The sequence below is a fragment of the Parafrankia sp. Ea1.12 genome (assembly GCF_900465275.1).
GTDB lineage: Bacteria > Actinomycetota > Actinomycetes > Frankiales > Frankiaceae > Parafrankia > Parafrankia soli.
On record NZ_UBIZ01000153.1, the window covers coordinates 1 to 18,553 of the forward strand.

Consider the following 18,553-nt stretch of genomic DNA (forward strand, 5'->3'; position numbering starts at 1 on the left):
GGGTGCCTCTCGTCAGGAAGCCATCGGTTGGTGTGGTAACCCCGATTCTCCCTGCACGGCAGGCACCCGCTCACGTTCCAGCCATCTACAAACCCTCAACATCACCAGCTACTGGCGGATTTAGGTCTGAGCTCGCGCCGGCGCACCCGGCCCGCGCCGTACAGTGAGGTCCGTGCATGCGGTGACGGTGAGCGCTCCCGGTGGACCCGACGTCATGAGCTGGTCGGAGGTGCCCGACCTCCCGCCGCCCGGCAACGGTGAGGTCACCGTCGACATCGTGGCGACGGCCGTCAACCGGGCGGATCTGCTGCAGCGGCAGGGCTTCTATCCCCCGCCCCGCGGCGCGACCGAGATCATCGGGATGGAGTGCTCCGGCCGGGTGGCCGCGCTGGGCCCCGGGGTCGACGGTTTCGCCCTGGGTGACGAGGTGTGCGCGTTGCTGGTGGGCGGGGGATACGCGACCCAGGTCAATGTCCCGGCGGCCCAGCTGCTGCCGGTTCCCTCCGGGGTCGACCTCATCCATGCCGCGGGCCTGCCCGAGGTCGCGTGCACCGTGCACTCCACGGTCTTCGAACGCGCGGCCCTGGCGGACGGCGAGGTCTTTCTCGTCCACGGCGGCGCGTCCGGCATCGGCACCTTCGCGATCCAGGCTGTGCGGGCGCTGCGCCCGTCCGCGGTGGTCGCCACGACGGCGGGCAGCGCGGAGAAGCTCGTCCGCTGCCGCGAGCTCGGCGCGCACATCACGGTCGCCTACCGGGACGAGGATTTCGTCGCCCGGGTGCGGGCGGAGACCGGCGGCCACGGCGCCGACGTCATTCTCGACAACATGGGCGCGTCGTACCTGGAGCGCAACGTGGACCTGCTGGCGACCGAGGGCCGCCTCGTCGTGATCGGGCTACAGGGCGGAACCAAGGGCACCCTGAACCTGGGGGCCCTGCTCCCCAAGCGGGCCAGCGTGCACGCGCTCTCGCTGCGCGCCCGTCCGGACGCGCAGAAGGCCCGGATCGTCGCGGGCGTGCGCGAGGAGTTCTGGCCGGAGGTCGCCGCCGGGCGGATCCGGCCAGTGATCGACCGTGTCCTGCCGATAACCGAGGTCGCCATGGCCCACCGGGTGCTGGAGGAGTCCGGGCATGTGGGCAAGGTCGTCATGACGGTGGGCGGCTGAGCCGGCGGTTCGGCCGCCGGGGTGAACTGCCGTGACCGGACGAGATGTTCGCCGTGCCACCGGATGGATTCGTCCGACCAGGAGGGCAGGATGGTGGGCATGACAGACCAACCGGAACCCCGTGTCGTCGTCGTCGGCCCGGACGGCGCCCTGCAGGAGGCCCCCGGCGCGGTAGGCGTCCCGCTCACGCCCTCCGCGGGGCACGGCGGGCGGGCCGGCGCTGATGGGCCGGGCGAGGGCAAGAACCCCTTCGCCGGCATGGTGTCCCAGCCGGACAAGGTCATGCGGATCGGCACCATGATCAAGCAGCTGCTCGAGGAGGTGCGGGCCGCACCGCTCGACGACGCCAGCCGCGTTCGGCTCCGGCAGATCCACCAGAGCTCGATCACCGAGCTCTCGGACGGGCTCGCCCCGGAGCTACGCGCGGAGCTCGACCGCCTGTCGCTGCCGTTCGACGAGGACGCGACCCCCTCCGACGGGGAGCTGCGGATCGCCCAGGCGCAGCTCGTCGGCTGGCTCGAGGGGCTCTTCCACGGGTTGCAGACCGCGCTGTTCGCCCAGCAGATGGCGGCGCGGGCGCAGCTCGAGGAGATGCGTCGCCGGGCTCTGCCCAGCGGGCAGCAGCAGGGCGACAACGAGCCGTTCGGCGGCGCCTACCTCTGACGCCGGCGACGCCGGCACCCGCCTGGTGCCGGCGTCGGGCGGGTCAGCTCGCCGGGCTCACCGAGCTCATGTTGAAGTCCGGAATCCGCAGCGCGGGCATTCTGGCCAGCGTGAACCAGTCGGCCCACTCCCGCGGCATCGTCCGCGTGCTGGCACCGATCTCGGCGATGCGGCCCAGCAGGTCCACCGGCGACTCGTTGAACCGGAAGTTGTTGACCGCCCCGACGACCTCACCGTTTTCGATGAGAAAGACGCCGTCCCGGGTGAGGCCGGTGAGTAGCAGGACCTGAGGGTCGACCTCCCGGATGTACCACAGGCAGGTCAGGAGCAGGCCGCGCCGCGTCGAGGTGATCATCTCGTCCAGGGTGGCGGTGCCGCCGCCGTCGAGGAGCAGGTTGTCGACGAAGGGGGTCACGGCGATGCCCTGACCGGCGAGGCCGGCCGCGCCGGCGCTGATGCCGTTGCCGGAGCTGTTGCTGGTGCCGTTCGGCGCGGCGGCCGGGGCGGCCAGGCTCGCGGCGCGCGCCGACGAGCGGGTCTGGACAAGCGCGTTGAGACGACCGTCCCGGATCCAGTCGGTCGGTCCCAGCGGCAGCCCGTTGTCGAAGACACTCGAGGTCGCAGAGGACGCACCAGCCGTCACGAACGGCGCGGTCGTCAGGCCCGCCGCGCTGGGGTCGCTCCACAGGCGCAGGCCGGCGGGGCCGAGCGCCTCGCCCACGCGCGTCCCGCCGCCGGCGCGGCTGAACACCGTGCGTCCCTCGGCGGCGTCCCGCCCGGCCGCCGACCAGTACAGGTAGACCATGAGGTCGGCGACGGCGGAGGGGGGGAGAAGCGTCTCGTACCGACCGGCCGGCAGCTCCACCGACCGGTCGCACCAGCGCAGCCGAGCCCGCAGACGCGCGTCGGTCGCGGCGACGTCCACATCGGTGAAGTCCTGGGTGGACTGCCCGTGCCACACGGAGCCACCGGGGGCGGCGCTCTTCGCGTTCCACTCCACCGAGCCGGTGGGCTGGCTGTGCCGCAGCCGCAGGCCGGTCGACGTCCCGAGCCAGGTCGTGGTGTGGTCGTGCTCGGCGAAACCGAACAGGCGCCGGCCCTCCGCCCGCGCCGCGCCGAACGCCTCGGCCAGGTCGCCGGCGAAGGAGGCGAACACGTCGCTGCTGGTCCGCTCGGCCGGATCGGTGAAGGACCGGCCGCCGACCGCCGCCGCCGCAGGCACGACCAGGTCGCTGTAGTCCTCGGCGTCGTCTGATTCGCGTGCGGCCGCCTCGGAGGCGCGGACCAGCGCCTCCAGGCCCGCCAGATCGGCCCCGCCGCCCGGCCCGTCCACCGTCGAGGTGGAGCGCACCCCGAACGAGCGCCCGACCACGCTGATGATGGTCACGGAGCGGTCACGCGCGGCACCGTTCGTGGTGAGCGTGTTGTTCGCCCAGCGCAGGTTCACCGTGCTCGACTCGCTGGCGATCACGATCGCGCCGTCCGCGCGGGACAGCTCCAGCGCCCGTTCGACGATCTCGTGCGAAGCACGGATCGCCTGTGTCGTGCCCGTCACCGGGAGCCCCTCGCTCATCGGCCGCCCTCGCGGCGCGTGTTCAGGATGTTGACGTCGCGGAACAGCGCCGACGGGCAGCCGTGGCTGACCGCCGCGACCTGGCCGGGCTGGCCCTTGCCACAGTTGAACGCCCCGCCCAGCACGTAGGTCTCGGGGCCGCCGACGGCGTCCAGCGAGCCCCAGAAGTCCGTGGTGGTCGCCTGGTAGGCGACGTCGCGCAGCTGGCCGACGATCCGGCCCTTGCGGATCTCGTAGAACCGCTGCCCGGTGAACTGGAAGTTGTAGCGCTGCATGTCGATCGACCAGCTTCGGTCGCCGACCACGTAGATCCCCCGGTCGACCCGGCCGATCAGGTCCTCCGTGGACGGCCCGCCGGGCGCGGGGAGCAGTGAGACGTTCGCCATCCGCTGGAGCGGTACATGCCCGGGGGAGTCCGCGAAGGCGCAGCCGTTGGAGCGGTCCACGCCGAGCGCGGACGCGTTCTGCGCCGCCATCCGCCGGTCGAGCTGGTAGCCGACCAGGACACCGTCGCGGACGATGTCCCAGCGGCGGGTCTGCACGCCCTCGTCGTCGTAGCCGATGCTGGCCAGGCCGTGCGGTGCCGTCCGGTCGCCGGTCACGGTCATCGCCGGTGATCCGTAGCGCAGCGACCCGAGCTTGTCGAGCGTGGCGAAGGAGGTCCCGGCGTAAGCGGCCTCGTAGCCGAGAGCCCGGTCGAGCTCGGTGGCGTGCCCGACCGACTCGTGGATCGTCAGCCACAGGTTCGACGGGTCGATAACCAGGTCGTAGCGCCCCGGTTCCACCGACGACGCCTTCGCCTTCTCTGCCAGCAGCGAGGGGATGAGCTCGATCTCGGACTCCCAGTCCCAGCAGCCGGCCGCCGGGCCGCTGACCATCCACTCCCAGCCGCGGCCGGCCGGAGGCGCGATGGTGCGCATGGACTCGAAGCCACCCGCCGGGTCGACCCGGGTCGCCTCGAGCTGGCAGAGCACGCGGACCCGCTGCTGGGTGGTGTCCGTCCCGGCGGTGTCGGCGTAGAACTTGTTCTCCATGACGGCGGCGAACCGTCCGTCGACGTGATCGACGTCCTCGGCGGAGTACAGCGACCGGCACAGCCCGCCGATCCGCTCGACCTGGTCGCGCGGATCGACCGAGAACGGGTCCGTGGCGTAGCTGGAGACCCAGGTCGCGTCGGCGTGGACGGGCTCGTCGGCCAGCTCGACCGGCTCGGAGTTCAGCGGCCGCGCCACCTTCGCCATGGCGACGGCCTCCCGGGCGACCCGCACGGCCTCGTCCACGGTCAGATCCACACCGGCGGCGAAGCCCCAGGTCCCGTCGTGGACGACGCGGACGGCGAAGCCCGCGGTGACACCGTCCGAACGGCTCTCCAGGCCGGCGTCGCGGAACGACAGCGACGACTCCTTGAGACGTTCGATCCGGATGTCGGCGTGGGCGGCACCCAGGTCTCGGGCGGCCTGGAGTGCGGCGTCGGTGAGGGCCGCGGTGGGCAGCGCGCGGAACTCCTCGTCGATCTCGTGCGGCGGCAGGGCCGGCTCGGCCGGATCCCGGGGAACGGAGGTCGCCATGCTCCTATCCTGGCCTCCCCGACTGTCGGCAGTGCCGTCGCATGCGACTCCACCCGGGATCCGCGTCGCCGGGGGTACCGAAGCCGGTGACAGAGCCACAAAGGGGCACGCGAGTGGGTCTCCGGGTCGGCCTCCCCCCGAGCTGAGGCCGACCCGGAGACGCGCGGGCGCCGACATCAGATGTCGACGCGATTCGGATGGGTCGCCGTGGGCCCGTGGCCGGGCCGACCGGGCGATCGGAAGCGATCAGGTGCGGTCGGGCCGGTCGGGCCGGTCGGACTCGCGAGGGCTGCTGGGCCCGTCGGGCTCGTCGGGTTCCGCCGGTCGGTCGAGCTCCGGGCGGATTCGGTGGTTCCTCGCGGGATGCTCGCCCGGCAGCCTGCGGCGGCGCCGGTCGCCGTCGCTGTTCGCGCCGCCGGGCACCAGCGGGAGCGCGGGCCGTGGGGGAGGCGCGGGCCGTGGCGGTATCCGCAGCCGGTGCTTCGACGCTGCCGTGGGGCGTGGCACGTCGGCGTGCTCGTCGGTGCTTTCGGTATCGCGGGCCGGGCGTCCCGGGGCCGGTCGGGGTGGGGCCGCCGACGGCGCCCTGGCCGTCTCGGCCTCGTCCGGCGTGTTCGGCCCGATCCGGGTTCCGATGACGGCGTCCCACCGACGTTCCACCTCGCGGACGGCTTCGACGAGCGGTTCCATCCGATCGGCCGGGGCCGTGCCACCGAACAGGTCCAGTGTTGTGGTCAGTGCACTGACGAAGTACTGGGCGTCCGGCGCAAGCAGATCGACGCGGGCCGGACGACCGGGCCGGGGCGTCACCGCGTTCAGATACAGGCCGACGATCCGGTCGATGCGGGCCGCGATGTTCTCGAAGAACGGGTCGGTCGGCTGGTCCCGGTGATTCCGCCGGCTCCGCGGTTGGCCGGGCCCGCCCATCGTGCTCTCCCTGCCATCGGCAGGTGCGGTTTCCGGCGCCCATGCGTTCAGGTCCGGCGGCGTCTGGTGCTGGACGGGTAGATCGGGGTAAAAGTCGTCGTCCAGCTCCGACAGGGACACGGGGAGGTCGGAGTGTGTCCACCGCAGCGCGGTGGGATCCGGGCGCGGAACCGGCCCGGTCTCGTTCCCGTTTTCGAACCGCTCGCCGTGTCGCCTGGACCAGCTTGCCCACACAACCGTACCGAGGATGATGAGCACCGCGCCGAGCACGGTCAGGAAGAAAGCGCCCCAGTGCGTGCCGCCGCCGGGTGCGGCGCCGGCGGTGGCCTCGGGGGACAGGCTCCGCGCCGGCGGCGGGACTGTGTTGCCGCTGTCGGCCGTGCCGCCGAGCAACCAGCCGAGTATCGACGCGATGCCCGCGAGCAGCAGTGTCGGAATGCCGAGGATGAATGCGGCGCGGAGCCTGCCGAGGCAGGCGGCGACGACGGTGAGCGCCACACCGATGACGACGAGGTCCCCGACTGGGATCTCAGTTCCTGACTCAATGGATGTGAGCGCGGTCATCTCACACCGCCCGCAGCCCTGTGTCAGCGCGGTCTGGCTCCAGGCGAGCCCCTCGAATGGGCCGCGAAAGCATGCTCCGGCGCGTCGCACATGGTTGGACAGGCGTGAACGAAGGGGACCACGGCCGCGTTGACAATCGTGGTTCGGTGGATGGCCATGCCCCCGTGCCAGACATCCATGCACCTCCTCGGGTGCGGGAGGACCTTGAGGTCCTGGCCACCGCCAGGACCTACACGAATCGTGACCGTCCTGGCCGCGAATCGCAAGTACTTAAGCCGGAATAATCGGCGAGTTTTCGCGAATCCCGTCCAATGCCCGTTTCTGTCAACATCGGGTAGTTGTATGACTACTTCTTGTCCTATTTTTATGATTCTGGGTGCTTTCGGGTGAGAGGTACGGATCCGTCGGCCGTCGCAGTCCGTGAGTGTGGTGCGCTGTTGTGGTCTACTCGGTTCAACGATCCCGTCGTAACGGACGGCGAGTCCGTCCGGGCTGCGCCACGCCACGCCTGATTTGTCGGTGGCGGTGGCCGGGGGCGCGCGAAGAGAGGTCGGACCGGATGCGTATGACCCCACTCACGCCCGCGTGTGGAGCGGGCTCCTGTCCTCGGCTGTATCTGACCGAAGCCGGCACGATCGCCGTCCAGGGGCCTGGCGTCTCCGCTGATGAGGCGGAGGTCGAACTGGCTCCGGGTGAGCATCTCGTGGAGATCCCACGGGAGCTTCTGATCGCCGCCGTACGGAGCCTGGGCGCCTAGGCCGCGCCGGGCGCCTGCCTCCGTCGCCACGCTGGAACCGGGCCACCGGACGACCGCTGACGCCGCACCGCACCACCGCCGGCAGGTTACTGCGTCGATTGGACCGAGGTAGGTCCGTTGCGGCGTGTCAATCGTGTTTGGGGGTCCGTGACCAGCGCTGATTGCGCCAATGGTGATCTATGTGCGGGCCGTCGAGGGACGCGTCGCGGGCGTCGTCCACGGCGGGCCAGGCCGGTCCGCGACCGCCGTAGTATTCCGGGTGCCCGTCATAGTCCGCAGAGTCGCAGGTTATTCCTGTTCCGACCCTGCTAGTCTCAGCACACTCGCGTAGATCGCGTGCGCGAGGGGGGAAGGTAGCGAATGAAACTCGTGCCTGTGGCCACCTGCAACGGGGGCGCCTGTCCGACGATCTACGTTACGGACGACGGTGACGTCGTCGTCCAGGGCTGGGTGTTCCCGCAGCAGAGGTCGCACGAGGATCCCCCGGATGGGGAAGCCCGGGTCCGGATCCCACGTGAGCTGCTGCTCCGCGCCGCGGATTCGCTCCCGACAGGAATATAGCGAGGACAGGCTCGATGTCGGTCGGTGCTGGGCTCGGCGAGCGACACCGACCCGGCACCGCCTGCCTCCCGGGCGTCCCGATGGCGGACGAAGGAAATGACTGAGCGCGGTAGCGATCTTTCTGGCAGGGAGCCGGTGGGCGTCGTCCTTGCTCGGCTGCGCGGTGAGCGGGGGCTGACCGGGGAGCGGCTGGGAGCGCTGGTGCACATGAGCCAGGCGAAGATCTCGAAGATCGAGCGGGGTGTCGCGCGGCCGTCCCCCGCCGACGTGGAGCGCATTGCCGTCGCCCTGGACGCGCCGCAGGCCCTTGTCGCCAGCCTCGTCGACCAGGCGGGTGCGGATCAGGACCATGCCGGCACGACCCGTGGTCCCGCCCGCAGAGGCACTGTCGGTCAGCAGGACTTCTCCGCCGAGGAAACGCGAGCGCATCGGATCCGGAATCTGGAACCGATCCTGATACCCGGCCTGCTCCAGATCGGTGAATACACTCGACGGGTAATCAATGAGTACTTCGGTCTCACGCACGGGGACGCGGAGAGTAAATGGGCTGATACCGCAGCGACGGTGTCACTGCGTGCGCGCCGTCAAGAACTCTTATACGACCCGAGTCGAGAATTTGAGTTCGTAATATTCGAGACGGTTTTCCGGAACAGGTTCGCACCCCCGGGCGCCATGCTGGCTCAGGTCGACAGGGTCGAGGCCGTCGCCCAGCTCGCCAACGTGACCGTGAAAGTGGTTCCGGACACAGCTGATCTCGGTTACCCGCCTATGCAGGGGTTCACCATCCTGGACGACAACGTCGTGTTGGCGGAGTCGATGGACGCCACGATCCTGCGTGACCGGAAAAGCGTCGACTTCTACACGCGCTTCTTCGACCAGTACGCCAGCCGCGGCGTGGACGATCTGGAGCCGATCCTCTCGCGGTACAAGACCCTGTACGCCGACCTGGCCCGGCCGAGGGGCGACGGCTGACCCGGCCGGCCCGTCGTTTCAGGAAAACAGTCGTTCCAGTACCTGAGCGACACCGTCGTCGTCGTTCGACGCGGTGATCTCGTCGGCGGCGGCGAGGACGTCCGGATGGGCGTTGGCGACGGCGACCGCGTGCCCGGCCCAGGCGAACATGGGCAGGTCGTTGGGCATGTCGCCGAACGCGACCACCTCGGCGGCGAGCACACCGCGCTCGCTCGCCAGTTCAGCCAGCGCGACGGCCTTCGACACCCCCGGGCCGGCGATCTCGATCAGGTCGTGACTGGACGTCGTGACGACCGCCTCGGTTCCGGCCAGGGCGACGACCGTCTCGTACACGTCGGCCAGCGACGCGCCGCCCCGGCGGACCAGCAGCTTCGTCGCAGGCAGGTGCTCGAGCAGCTCGTGGAAACCGGCGACCAGTTCGCCCGGATCCGGCCACATGGTCAGGAAATCGGGTTCGCGGCCGAATCGCACACCGCTCTCCACCGCGAAGGTGGCGTCGGGTACCGCTGCCCGGATCGCGGCGGCCAGCTTCAACGCCGCGGGCGTCTCCAGAATCGTCTGGCTTACCGGAACGCCGGTGTCGAGGTCGTAGACGAGTGCGCCGTTCGCGCAGATGGCGAGGCCCGAGACCGCGGTCTGCCGGACGACGTCCGCCATCACCCGGGTGGGACGGCCGGTGACGAACACGACCGTGGAGCCGGAGTTCTCGACCTGTCGCAGGGCGTCTCTGGTCCGGTCGGAGACGGTGCCGTCGGTGCGGATCAGGGTTCCGTCCAGGTCGGTGGCGACGAGAACGGGACGGGACACAAGTAACCAGTCAACCATTCACCGGGATGGGACACCATCGTCCGAGAGGACTGTGCCGGTGTCGTCCTCATGTCCCGAACGGTGTCGCGGGCGAACGGTGTCCCGGGCGCGGGGAACCGGATCTCCGCCGGGGATGATCCCGTTCCCGGACACCGCCGACGAGCCGGATATCGGAGATCAACGGCGCCTGACACGGTGGCGCACACCGATGATCGTTGCCGGCTGTCGCCCCCGCCACTGCGGGTAGCATGCGGACATGGCCTTCTCCGACGCGTCCGAGGCGTCTCGTTCGCCCGTTACCGGCGGCGCGGGGGGCACCGACGGCGGGAGTGGCGGGGGCGTCCCGGGAGGGGAGTCCGCGGCCGCCGGTGGCCAGGCCGGTGGTACGCCGGGTGGAACCCCACCGTTGCCGTCTGTCGTCGGATCACCTCGTGGCGCGAGAACAGGCCGCGAGAGAAAAACATTTGACGAACTCTTTGCCGAGCTCGGCGGGAAATGGCGTGAGCGGACACCGGGCTCCGGTACTGTCGCCGCGCTCGACCTGGGCGTGCACCATCTCGGCAAGAAGCTCGTCGAGGAGGCCGCCGAGACGTGGATGGCCGCCGAGCACGAGAGTCGGGAGCGGGCTGCCGAGGAACTCTCCCAGCTCCTCTACTGGAGCCAGCTGATGATGATTTCCCTGGGCCTTTCCCTGGACGACGTATACTCGCACCTGTGAGTAGGTCCTGCCTTTCCGTGGTCGTCCGCTTTGCGGCCCTCCGTGCCTTTGGCGAGTGTTGATGATGCTGCGTATTGCGGTTCCGAACAAGGGCGGGCTCGCGGCGGCCTCCAGCCAGTTGCTGTGCGACGCGGGTTACCTCGCGCGGCGGGAGTCCGCCGAGCTGGTGGTGGCCGACGTCGAGAACGACATCGAGTTCTTCTTTCTGCGTCCGCGTGACATCGCCGTGTACGTCGGCACCGGCCGGCTCGATCTCGGCATCACCGGCCGTGATCTCCTCGTCGACAGCAACACGTCGGCGCAGGAGCTGGTGCCCCTCGGGTTCGGCCAGTCGGCGTTCCACTACGCGGCGCCGGCCGGCACCATGAGCGACATCAAGGAGCTTGACGGGCTGCGGGTCGCCACGTCGTTTCCCGGCCTGGTGCGTACCGACCTCGCCGGGCGCGGCATCTCGGTCCAGATCGTCAAGCTGGACGGCGCCGTCGAGACCGCCGTGCGGCTCGGCGTGGCGGACGCGGTGGCCGACGTCGTCGAGACCGGGCGGACCCTGCGGGCGGCCGGGCTCGAGCTCGTCGGCGAGTCGGTGCTGCGCTCCGAGGCAATCATGATCGCCAAGCGCGGGGCGGATCTGTCGGCTGCTCACGAGCGGCTGCTGCGCCGGGTGCAGGGCGTCCTGGTGGCCCGGCGGTACGTGATGATGGACTACGACGTGCCCTCCTCCGTGCTGGAGAAGGCCTGCGAGATCACCCCGGGCTACGAATCCCCGACGATCTCCCCGCTGCAGCGGGAGGGCTGGGTCGCGGTCCGGGCGATGGTCCTGAAGGCCGACGTCAACCGCACCATGGACGACCTGTGGGATCTCGGCGCGCGCGGGATCCTGGTCTCCGGTATCCAGGCCTGCCGGCTGTAGCGCTCGGCCCACTGACGGCCGTGCCGCGAGCGCCGGCCGCGCCTCGGCGCTGGCTGTCGCGCCTGGCCGGCTGGCGCTGGTTCGTCCGGCCACGTCCGCGCGATGTTCGTGTTTTCATCGATCCATGCGCGCGGGCGGGAACGCACGGACAGCCAAGGACTCCCGTCTACGAGCACCGGACGCCGGTCCGATGGAGCGGATGCTTGCGGACATCCATGAGGCTTTCCGCACCGACCGGTCCGGGAAGGTCGCCAGCTTCATCCCCGAGCTCGCGACCGCGGACCCGGACCTGTTCGGCCTCGCCGTCACGACGATGGACGGGCTGCGCTACCGGGCGGGCGACAGCGACGTCCCGTTCACGATCCAGTCGGTGTCGAAGCCGTTCGTTTACGCGCTGGCCCTGCGCGACCGCGGGACCGATGGTGTGCTGGCCAGGGTCGGGGTCGAGCCGACCGGTGACGCCTTCAACGCGATCACGCTCGAGCCGGAGACCGGCCGTCCGCTGAACCCGATGGTGAACGCCGGGGCGCTGCTCACCTCCAGCCTGGTGGGCGGCGGTGACGCGGCCGAGCGTTTCGACCGTGTCCTGACGGGTCTGTCGGCGTTCGCGGGCAGGCAGTTGACCGTGAATGAGCGGGTCTTCGCCTCCGAGCGGGACACCGGTGATCGAAACCGTGCGATCGGCTACCTGATGCGTGGCGCGGGGGCGCTGCGGGGGCCGGTGGACGAGATCTGCGAGGTCTACTTCCGGCAGTGCGCCGTGGAGGTCACCGCGGCGGACCTCGCGGTGATGGCCGGCACCCTCGCCCGCGGCGGGGTGAACCCGCTGACCGGCGAGCGCGTCCTGAACGAGGAGCACGTCAACCATGTGCTGACCGTCATGGCGACCTGCGGCATGTACGACCGGGCGGGAACCTGGCTGTTCCGGGTGGGCCTGCCCGCGAAGAGCGGGGTCGCCGGAGGAGTGTGCGCGGTGCTGCCCGGGCAGCTCGGGATCGGCGTCTTCAGCCCGCCGCTCGACGAGGTGGGCAACAGCGTCCGCGGCGTGCGCGCCTGCGAGCGGCTGGCCTCCCGGTTCGCACTGCATCTCCTTGCCCCGCAGGGAGAACCGCCGCACCCGGTACGGGGCACGCACCGTGGCGACGCGCTGAGCTCGAAGCGGATGCGAGGCGCGCGCGAACGGGCCGTCCTCGCCGTACGGGGTTCCGCGATCGTCATCCACGAGCTGCAGGGCGATCTGGTGTTCGCCAGCGCGGAGCGGGTTGTGCGCACCGTCCGCCAGCACCTGGACGACGTCCGCTGGGTGGTGCTCGACCTGCGCCGGGTGGCCGCCGTCCGGGAGCCCGCCCTCGAGCTCCTGCGGGTGCTGCTCGACGAGCTGGCCAGCCGGGATGTCAACGTCCTGTTCGCCGACCCGCGTGGGCTTCCGGGCGTCGACCGCCTGATGCGGGGGGACTGGAGCACGCAGCGCGTTGCCGATCTGGAGACCGCGCTCGAATGGGCGGAGGAGGCGCTGCTGATGCGCGAGGACCTCGCGACCCTCCCGCCGACCGCGCACGTCCCGCTCGGTGCGCAGGAACTGCTCACCGATCTCGGCAAGGAGGGCACCCGGGTCATCGGCGCGATGTGCGAACGACGCACCTACGAACGCGGCGCGACGGTCTTCGACGAGGGAGATCCGGCGGACGCGCTCTACTTCGTCACCAGGGGCCTGGCGAACGCGCAGGCGCCGAACGCGGACGGGACGCGCTGGTTCCGGCTCAGCTCGGTTCCAGCGGGCAGTGCCTTCGGTGAGCTGGCACTCGTCGACGGCGGCCGGCGTTCCACCCGGATCGTCGTCGCGGAGACCATGACCTGCGAGGTGCTCTCGGTCGCGGCGTTCGACACCCTGGTGCGCGAGCATCCAGACGTCTACAACGCGCTGGTGCGCGCGATCGCGCGCAGTCTCTCGGCACAGCTGCGCCGAGCGACCCGGGAGATCCAGTCGCTCGAAGAGTGAGTGCCTCCGGGCCTGGCCTGCCGCCTGCGGGCGCGAGCCGAGCCCGGAACGACTGCGAGCCGGGTGCCCGAGCCCGGAACGAGTCCGGGCTCGGACCGGGGGTCAGCGACCCCGAATGATCAGCGACATTCCCTCGCTGCGGGTGGCCGGGCTCAGGAACTGGCCGCGCACCGCCGAGGTCACCGTGGTCGCCCCCGGCTTGCGGACACCGCGCATCGACATGCAGAGGTGCTCCGCCTCGACGACGACCATGACGCCCCGCGGGTCGAGGACGTCGACGAGTGCGTCGGCGACCTGAGAGGTGAGGCGCTCCTGGACCTGCGGCCGGCGGGCGTAGAGGTCGACCAGCCGGGCCAGCTTGGACAGGCCGGTGATCTGCCCCTTCTCGTTCGGGATGTAGGCCACGTGTGCCTTGCCGGCGAAGACCACGAGGTGGTGCTCGCACAGCGACGAGAAGTCGATGTCGCGGACCAGCACCATCTCGTCGTGGCCCTCGTCGAAGACCGTGGTCAGGACCTCCGCCGGGTCCCGGCCGAGGCCTTCGACCGCCTCCTGGTAGGCGCGCGCGACGCGGTCCGGGGTCTTGCGTAGGCCTTCGCGGTCCGGGTCCTCGCCGATGCCGATCAGCAACTCACGGACGGCCCGGGCGACCCGCTCGTGGTCGAAGGGCCGAACCATCTCCGGCCGCTTCAGCCGCCGCCGCGCCTCGATGCCGCTGCCGGCGCCCTTCGCGTCGGTCACGTTGTCCGAGACGTTGCTCTCGGTGGCCGATCCCGGCGAGACGCCCTGGTCCAGCCCGGAGGAGCCCGCGTTCAGCTCACCGGCCTGTCGCACGATGGTCTGCGCCTGGTCGGAATCGGAGGTCAACGGCGTCTCCTGTCGTCATCGTTGTCCCAGGTGGGCGGTGCCCAGGGGTTCGCGATCCGGGGGCCTTCCGGTGGCGGGGATCCCGGCGGGGGTGTGCCGTGGGCCGGGCTCGGGGCGCTGTGTCCGGGCCCGCTCTGCGCGGGGTCGCCGTGCCCGAGGCCCGCGGGACCTCCGGCGGTGCCCGGGTCGGCCTGGCCTGCCGGGCGGGGGTGGCCCGCAGTGCCGTTGCCGCCGCTCACCCCACCGCCGTTCGCCGAACCGCCGCCGTTCGTGCCGCCGCCGTTCGTGGCATGGCCGGCCGGCCCGCCGTTGCCCTTCACCAGGTCAGAGACCTTGGACGGGACGAGACCCAGCTCGGCCGGGGTCTGCACCGGCGGTCGGTCCGACGGGATGCGCCGTCCCACGCCGGTGTACGAACCACGGCTGGGGCGCTTCTGGACAGTGGCGAAGACCTCGAGCACGTCGTCCTTGCTCAGGGTCTCGGTGTCCATCAACCGCAGGACGAGGTTGTCGAGGACGTCCCGGTAGGTGACCAGGATCTCCCAGGCCTCGTCGTGCGCGGCCTCGATCAGCCGGCGCACCTCGTCGTCGATCTCGCTCGCGACCTCCTCGGAGTAGTCGCGCTGGTGGCCCATGTCGCGGCCGAGGAAGACCTCACCGGACTCGCTGCCGAACTTGATCGCGCCGAGCTTGTCGCTCATGCCGTACTGGGTGATCATCGCGCGGGCGATCTGGGTCGCCTTCTCGATGTCGTCGCTGGCCCCGGTGGTCGGCTCGTGGAAGACGAGCTCCTCCGCGGTGCGCCCGCCGAGGAGGACGGCGAGCCGGTCGAGCATCTCCGACCTGGTCGACAGGTACTTGTCCTCCAGGGGGAGCTGCATCGTGTACCCGAGCGCCCGGCCACGCGGCAGGATCGTGATCTTGTGAACCGGGTCGGCGTTGGGGAGCGCGTGCGCCACCAGGGCATGACCGCCCTCGTGGTAGGCGATCCGCTTCTTCTCCCGGTCGCTCATCGCGCGGGTCTTGCGCTCCGGCCCGGCCATGACCCGGTCGATCGACTCCTCGAGCAGCGCCGACGAGATGAACCGGACGTCCGACCGCGCGGCGAGCAGCGCCGCCTCGTTGAGCACGTTCGCCAGGTCCGCGCCGGTGAAGCCGGGGGTGCGCCGGGCGATGATCAGCATGTCGACGTCCGAGCTGATCGGCTTGCCCTTGGCGTGGACCTTCAGGATCGCCTCGCGACCGAGCAGGTCGGGGCGGTCGACCACGATCTGGCGGTCGAACCGGCCGGGACGCAGCAGGGCCGGGTCGAGGATGTCGGGCCGGTTGGTCGCGGCGATCAGGATGACGCCGCCCTTCACGTCGAACCCGTCCATCTCGACCAGGAGCTGGTTGAGGGTCTGCTCGCGCTCGTCGTGGCCACCGCCCAGGCCCGCCCCGCGGTGCCGGCCGACGGCGTCGATCTCGTCCACGAAGATGATCGCGGGCGCGTTCGCCTTGGCCTGCTCGAACAGGTCGCGGACCCGGCTCGCGCCGACGCCGACGAACATCTCGACGAAGTCGGAGCCGGAGATCGAGTAGAACGGGACGCCCGCCTCACCTGCGACGGCGCGGGCGAGCAGCGTCTTGCCGGTGCCGGGCGGCCCGTAGAGCAGGACGCCCTTGGGGATCTTGGCGCCGATTGCCTGGAACTTGCCCGGGTTCTCGAGGAACTCCTTGATCTCCTGGAGCTCCTCGATCGCCTCGTCCGAGCCGGCGACATCCGCGAACGTGGTCTTGGGTGTGTCCTTGCTGACCAGTTTCGCCTTGGACTTGCCGAAGTTCATGACGCGGTTGCCGCCGCCCTGCATCTGGTTCATGAAGAACAGCAGCAGGAACACGATCAACAGCACGGGGAGCAGGTTGAGTAGCAGCGAGACGAGGACGTTCCCGCGGTCGACGGAGACGTTGTACTTGATGTTCTGCTGCTTGAGCTCGTTGGCGAGGACCAGGGCCTGCTCGGTGGCGAAGGACGACTCGTACTTCTTGCCGTTCCCCAGCTCGATCCGGATGATCTGCTTGGAGTCCTGGATCGTCGCATCGACGACCCTGGTCTCGGGTTTTGCTCCGGCGCTCTGGTCGATCTGCTGCTGTACGAAGCTCAGGTCTGCTTTCTGATACTCACTCGGTCCGGACAGCACGCCCGTCGTGAGGATGATCACGAAGAGGACCAGGAGCAGCAGAGGTACCCAGCCGCGGAAGATTCTTCTTGGAGTCATCTGTCTGGAACGCCGGACACAAGCGTTCCACCCTCCTGCCGTGTGTGCTGCCCTCGATCGGGATTCCCTTGTGCCGAGGGTACCGCCGGCACGCGCATCTCACCGCGCGTACATCCGAGCAACGGACCGGGGGGCCGCACTGTTCCGTAACGGCCCTCGGGGACGTACCGGCGGGCTACCGGACACCTGCCGATCAGCGGTGCCGGCCCCGCCTGACTCGGGTGAACCGGCCCGTGACCTCCCCGGAACCCGTGTCGTGGCCGGGCCTGACCGGGGGACGGATCCCCGCCTCGCGGCCCGTCAGGCGCGCCGGGCGATCGCCTCGGGCGTGAGGGTGCCTACGAACGGCAGGGTCCGATAGTGCTCGGCGTAGTCCAGGCCGTAGCCCACGACGAAGGCACTCGGGATGTCGAACCCGACATAGCGGACGTCGACGTCCACGGTGATCGCCTCGGGCTTACGGAACAGCGCCAGCACCTCCAGCGACGCCGGCCCGCGCGACCGCAGGTTCCGCAGCAGCCAGGAGAGGGTCAGCCCGGAGTCGATGATGTCCTCGACGACCAGCACGTCCCGGCCCTCGATCGACCGGTCGAGATCCTTGAGGATGCGGACCACACCGGAGGACGACGTCGTCGAACCGTACGACGAGACGGCCATGAACTCCATCGTGATCGGCACCGACAGGGCCCGGGAGAGGTCCGCCATCACCATCACGGCGCCCTTGAGTACGCCGACCAGGAGGATCTCGCGACCGGCGTAGTCCGCGTCGACGCGGGCCGCCAGCTCCGCGATCTTCGCGGCGATCTCATCCCGGCTGACCAGGATCTCGTCGATGTCGGGATGCGCCCGGGGCGGCCCGCCGGCCGGGATCGAAGTGCCGTCGTGGTCGGGCTTCGCGGTCGCGGCCTGGCTCACCGGCCTGTCCTCCTCGTTGCGTGCTGGGTCGCCTGGTCCTCGGTCGCCCGACGCCGGGGTGCCTGGCGTCAGAGTGCCCGACGCCGGGGCGCGGGACGTCGGTCCGCCACGCTCACCGGGACGGCCCGGGTGGCCCGCACCGGCCGGCATGTCGGGACGGACCGGTGCATCCGGGCCGACGAGGGCGATCCTGCCACCGGTCCGGCGGGCGAGCACCCCCGACGGCAGCGGGACGGGCTTCTGCCCGCGCCAGCGGGTCACCAGGTCCTCGACGGCCCAGATGTGGTCGGCGCGCAGCGCGGACGCCGACGACCCGGCCGCCAGCGCGGCGCGGCGCAGGACCCGGCTCCGCAACGCCTGTGTCAGGCCCGCGAGGGCCGCCACGTCGAACTCGACCCGCGGCCCCAGCTCCGCCTCCGCCGCCAGCGGCGTGCGCGGTGCCCGTGGCGCCGTGGCATCCGCGGCGCTCCCGGCGAGCTCGGCGTAGACCGACTCCGCCTGTGCCTCGAGCGCGTCCGCGTCCGCCCGCAGCAGGTCGGCTGTGCGGGCCAGCGCCTCGGCGATGCCCGGCCCCAGCTCCGCCTCCAGCACCGGCAGCACGGTTGACCGTGTCCGGGCCCGGGCGAAGGCCGGGTCGGCGTTGGTGGGGTCGTCCCAGAACTCCAGGCCGAGAGACTGGCAGGCCTGGCGGGTCTGGTCGCGCCGCAGCCGCAGCAGCGGGCGGCGGATGGCGCCGTCCGTGGCGGGCATGCCGCTCAGCGACCGTGCTCCCGAGCCGCGGGCGAGCCGCAGCAGGACGGTCTCGGCCTGGTCGTCGAGGGTGTGGCCGAGCAGCACCGCGTGCGCGCCCAGGCGCTCGCCGGCTGCGAGCAGCGCGGCGCGGCGCGAGTCCCGGGCCGCGCCCTCGGATCTCGGTGACGGTGCGGCGAGCACCTCCACCGGGGACAGGCCGAGCAGCCGGCCGCTCGCGGCGACCTCCTCGGCGCGGGGTCGTGAGGTGTCGTCCCATCCGTGGTCCACCGTCAGGAGCCCGGCCCGCAGCGCGCGGCGGGGAGCCACGAAGGCCAGCGCGGCGGCGAGCGCGAGTGAATCCGCTCCGCCCGAACAGGCGACGAGGACGAGGCCGCCGGGTGGGACGTCGGCCACCGCGTCGCGGACGGCCAGCCGCACCGCGGCGACGGCCGGAGCGGGCATCCCCCGGCCCCGCCCGAGCGCGGCGGGCTGTGGACCGTGCGTCGGCCGGACCGTCACGCGGGCCGAACCGTCACGCGGACATCGACGGGCGGGTGCCGAGCACCCGGAGCATCCACGCGCCCGGGTTCGTGCTCA

Annotated in this window: 15 protein-coding genes; 8 read left to right on the plus strand and 7 right to left on the minus strand. The window is 71.0% G+C overall.

Features of this window, described 5'->3' with window-relative positions:
- The first annotated feature begins 172 nt into the window (after positions 1 to 172).
- Positions 173 to 1,165, plus strand: a complete 993-nt coding sequence (locus tag FMEAI12_RS04200; RefSeq protein WP_112105033.1) for an NAD(P)H-quinone oxidoreductase — start codon at positions 173 to 175, stop codon at positions 1,163 to 1,165.
- Positions 1,166 to 1,264: 99 nt separating this feature from the next.
- Positions 1,265 to 1,828 carry a bacterial proteasome activator family protein gene (locus FMEAI12_RS04205; RefSeq protein WP_083390817.1) on the plus strand — a complete coding sequence of 188 codons (564 nt, stop codon included), beginning with the start codon at positions 1,265 to 1,267 and terminating at the stop codon, positions 1,826 to 1,828.
- Between the two features lie 43 nt (positions 1,829 to 1,871).
- Here FMEAI12_RS04205 and FMEAI12_RS04210 read toward each other — a convergent pair whose 3' ends face one another.
- From FMEAI12_RS04210 to FMEAI12_RS04220, 3 genes are all read right to left on the minus strand, one after another.
- A complete protein-coding gene (locus tag FMEAI12_RS04210; protein ID WP_112105034.1) occupies positions 1,872 to 3,401 on the minus strand; it encodes a metallopeptidase TldD-related protein in 1,530 nt (509 codons plus the stop codon).
- On the minus strand, positions 3,398 to 4,969 hold the full coding sequence (locus tag FMEAI12_RS04215) for a TldD/PmbA family protein (protein WP_112105035.1): 1,572 nt from the start codon (positions 4,967 to 4,969) through the stop codon (positions 3,398 to 3,400). Before FMEAI12_RS04215 ends, FMEAI12_RS04210 begins: the two co-directional genes overlap by 4 nt.
- A gap of 246 nt (positions 4,970 to 5,215) precedes the next feature.
- Complete coding sequence (locus tag FMEAI12_RS04220) at positions 5,216 to 6,460, minus strand: DUF4064 domain-containing protein (RefSeq protein WP_112105036.1); 1,245 nt, start codon at positions 6,458 to 6,460, stop codon at positions 5,216 to 5,218.
- Between the two features lie 559 nt (positions 6,461 to 7,019).
- Between FMEAI12_RS04220 and FMEAI12_RS04225 the strand changes: the two genes are divergently transcribed.
- From FMEAI12_RS04225 to FMEAI12_RS04235, 3 genes are all read left to right on the plus strand, one after another.
- Positions 7,020 to 7,217: a hypothetical protein gene (locus tag FMEAI12_RS04225; protein WP_071060904.1), complete on the plus strand. Its 198-nt coding sequence runs from the start codon at positions 7,020 to 7,022 to the stop codon at positions 7,215 to 7,217.
- 360 nt (positions 7,218 to 7,577) lie between these two features.
- On the plus strand, positions 7,578 to 7,778 hold the full coding sequence (locus FMEAI12_RS04230) for a hypothetical protein (protein WP_041253584.1): 201 nt from the start codon (positions 7,578 to 7,580) through the stop codon (positions 7,776 to 7,778).
- A 96-nt stretch (positions 7,779 to 7,874) separates the two neighbouring features.
- Positions 7,875 to 8,750, plus strand: coding sequence for a helix-turn-helix transcriptional regulator (locus FMEAI12_RS04235; RefSeq protein WP_235013682.1), 876 nt, complete (start codon positions 7,875 to 7,877; stop codon positions 8,748 to 8,750).
- Positions 8,751 to 8,768: 18 nt separating this feature from the next.
- Here the strand turns inward: FMEAI12_RS04235 and FMEAI12_RS04240 are convergent, their stop codons facing one another.
- Complete coding sequence (locus FMEAI12_RS04240) at positions 8,769 to 9,575, minus strand: Cof-type HAD-IIB family hydrolase (protein ID WP_071060907.1); 807 nt, start codon at positions 9,573 to 9,575, stop codon at positions 8,769 to 8,771.
- Positions 9,576 to 9,963: 388 nt separating this feature from the next.
- Here FMEAI12_RS04240 and FMEAI12_RS04245 point away from each other — a divergent pair, with 388 nt between their 5' ends.
- The 3 genes from FMEAI12_RS04245 (at position 9,964) to glsA (ending at position 13,184) form a co-directional block, all read left to right on the plus strand.
- Positions 9,964 to 10,275 carry a phosphoribosyl-ATP diphosphatase gene (locus FMEAI12_RS04245; protein ID WP_112105038.1) on the plus strand — a complete coding sequence of 104 codons (312 nt, stop codon included), beginning with the start codon at positions 9,964 to 9,966 and terminating at the stop codon, positions 10,273 to 10,275.
- A gap of 64 nt (positions 10,276 to 10,339) precedes the next feature.
- Positions 10,340 to 11,185, plus strand: a complete 846-nt coding sequence (gene hisG / locus FMEAI12_RS04250; RefSeq protein WP_071060945.1) for an ATP phosphoribosyltransferase — start codon at positions 10,340 to 10,342, stop codon at positions 11,183 to 11,185.
- A gap of 199 nt (positions 11,186 to 11,384) precedes the next feature.
- Positions 11,385 to 13,184 carry a glutaminase A gene (gene glsA / locus FMEAI12_RS04255; protein ID WP_235013683.1) on the plus strand — a complete coding sequence of 600 codons (1,800 nt, stop codon included), beginning with the start codon at positions 11,385 to 11,387 and terminating at the stop codon, positions 13,182 to 13,184.
- Positions 13,185 to 13,286: 102 nt separating this feature from the next.
- On the opposite strand, the gene folE is transcribed toward glsA, so the two are convergent.
- The 3 genes from folE to hpt all read right to left on the minus strand — a co-directional run bounded on the left by folE (position 13,287) and on the right by hpt (position 18,418).
- Positions 13,287 to 14,051: a GTP cyclohydrolase I FolE gene (gene folE, locus FMEAI12_RS04260; protein ID WP_071060914.1), complete on the minus strand. Its 765-nt coding sequence runs from the start codon at positions 14,049 to 14,051 to the stop codon at positions 13,287 to 13,289.
- Positions 14,048 to 16,309, minus strand: coding sequence for an ATP-dependent zinc metalloprotease FtsH (ftsH, locus tag FMEAI12_RS04265; RefSeq protein WP_112105040.1), 2,262 nt, complete (start codon positions 16,307 to 16,309; stop codon positions 14,048 to 14,050). Before ftsH ends, folE begins: the two co-directional genes overlap by 4 nt.
- Before the next feature lie 300 nt (positions 16,310 to 16,609).
- Positions 16,610 to 18,418: a hypoxanthine phosphoribosyltransferase gene (gene hpt, locus FMEAI12_RS04270; RefSeq protein ID WP_112105041.1), complete on the minus strand. Its 1,809-nt coding sequence runs from the start codon at positions 18,416 to 18,418 to the stop codon at positions 16,610 to 16,612.
- Positions 18,419 to 18,553 lie beyond the last annotated feature (135 nt).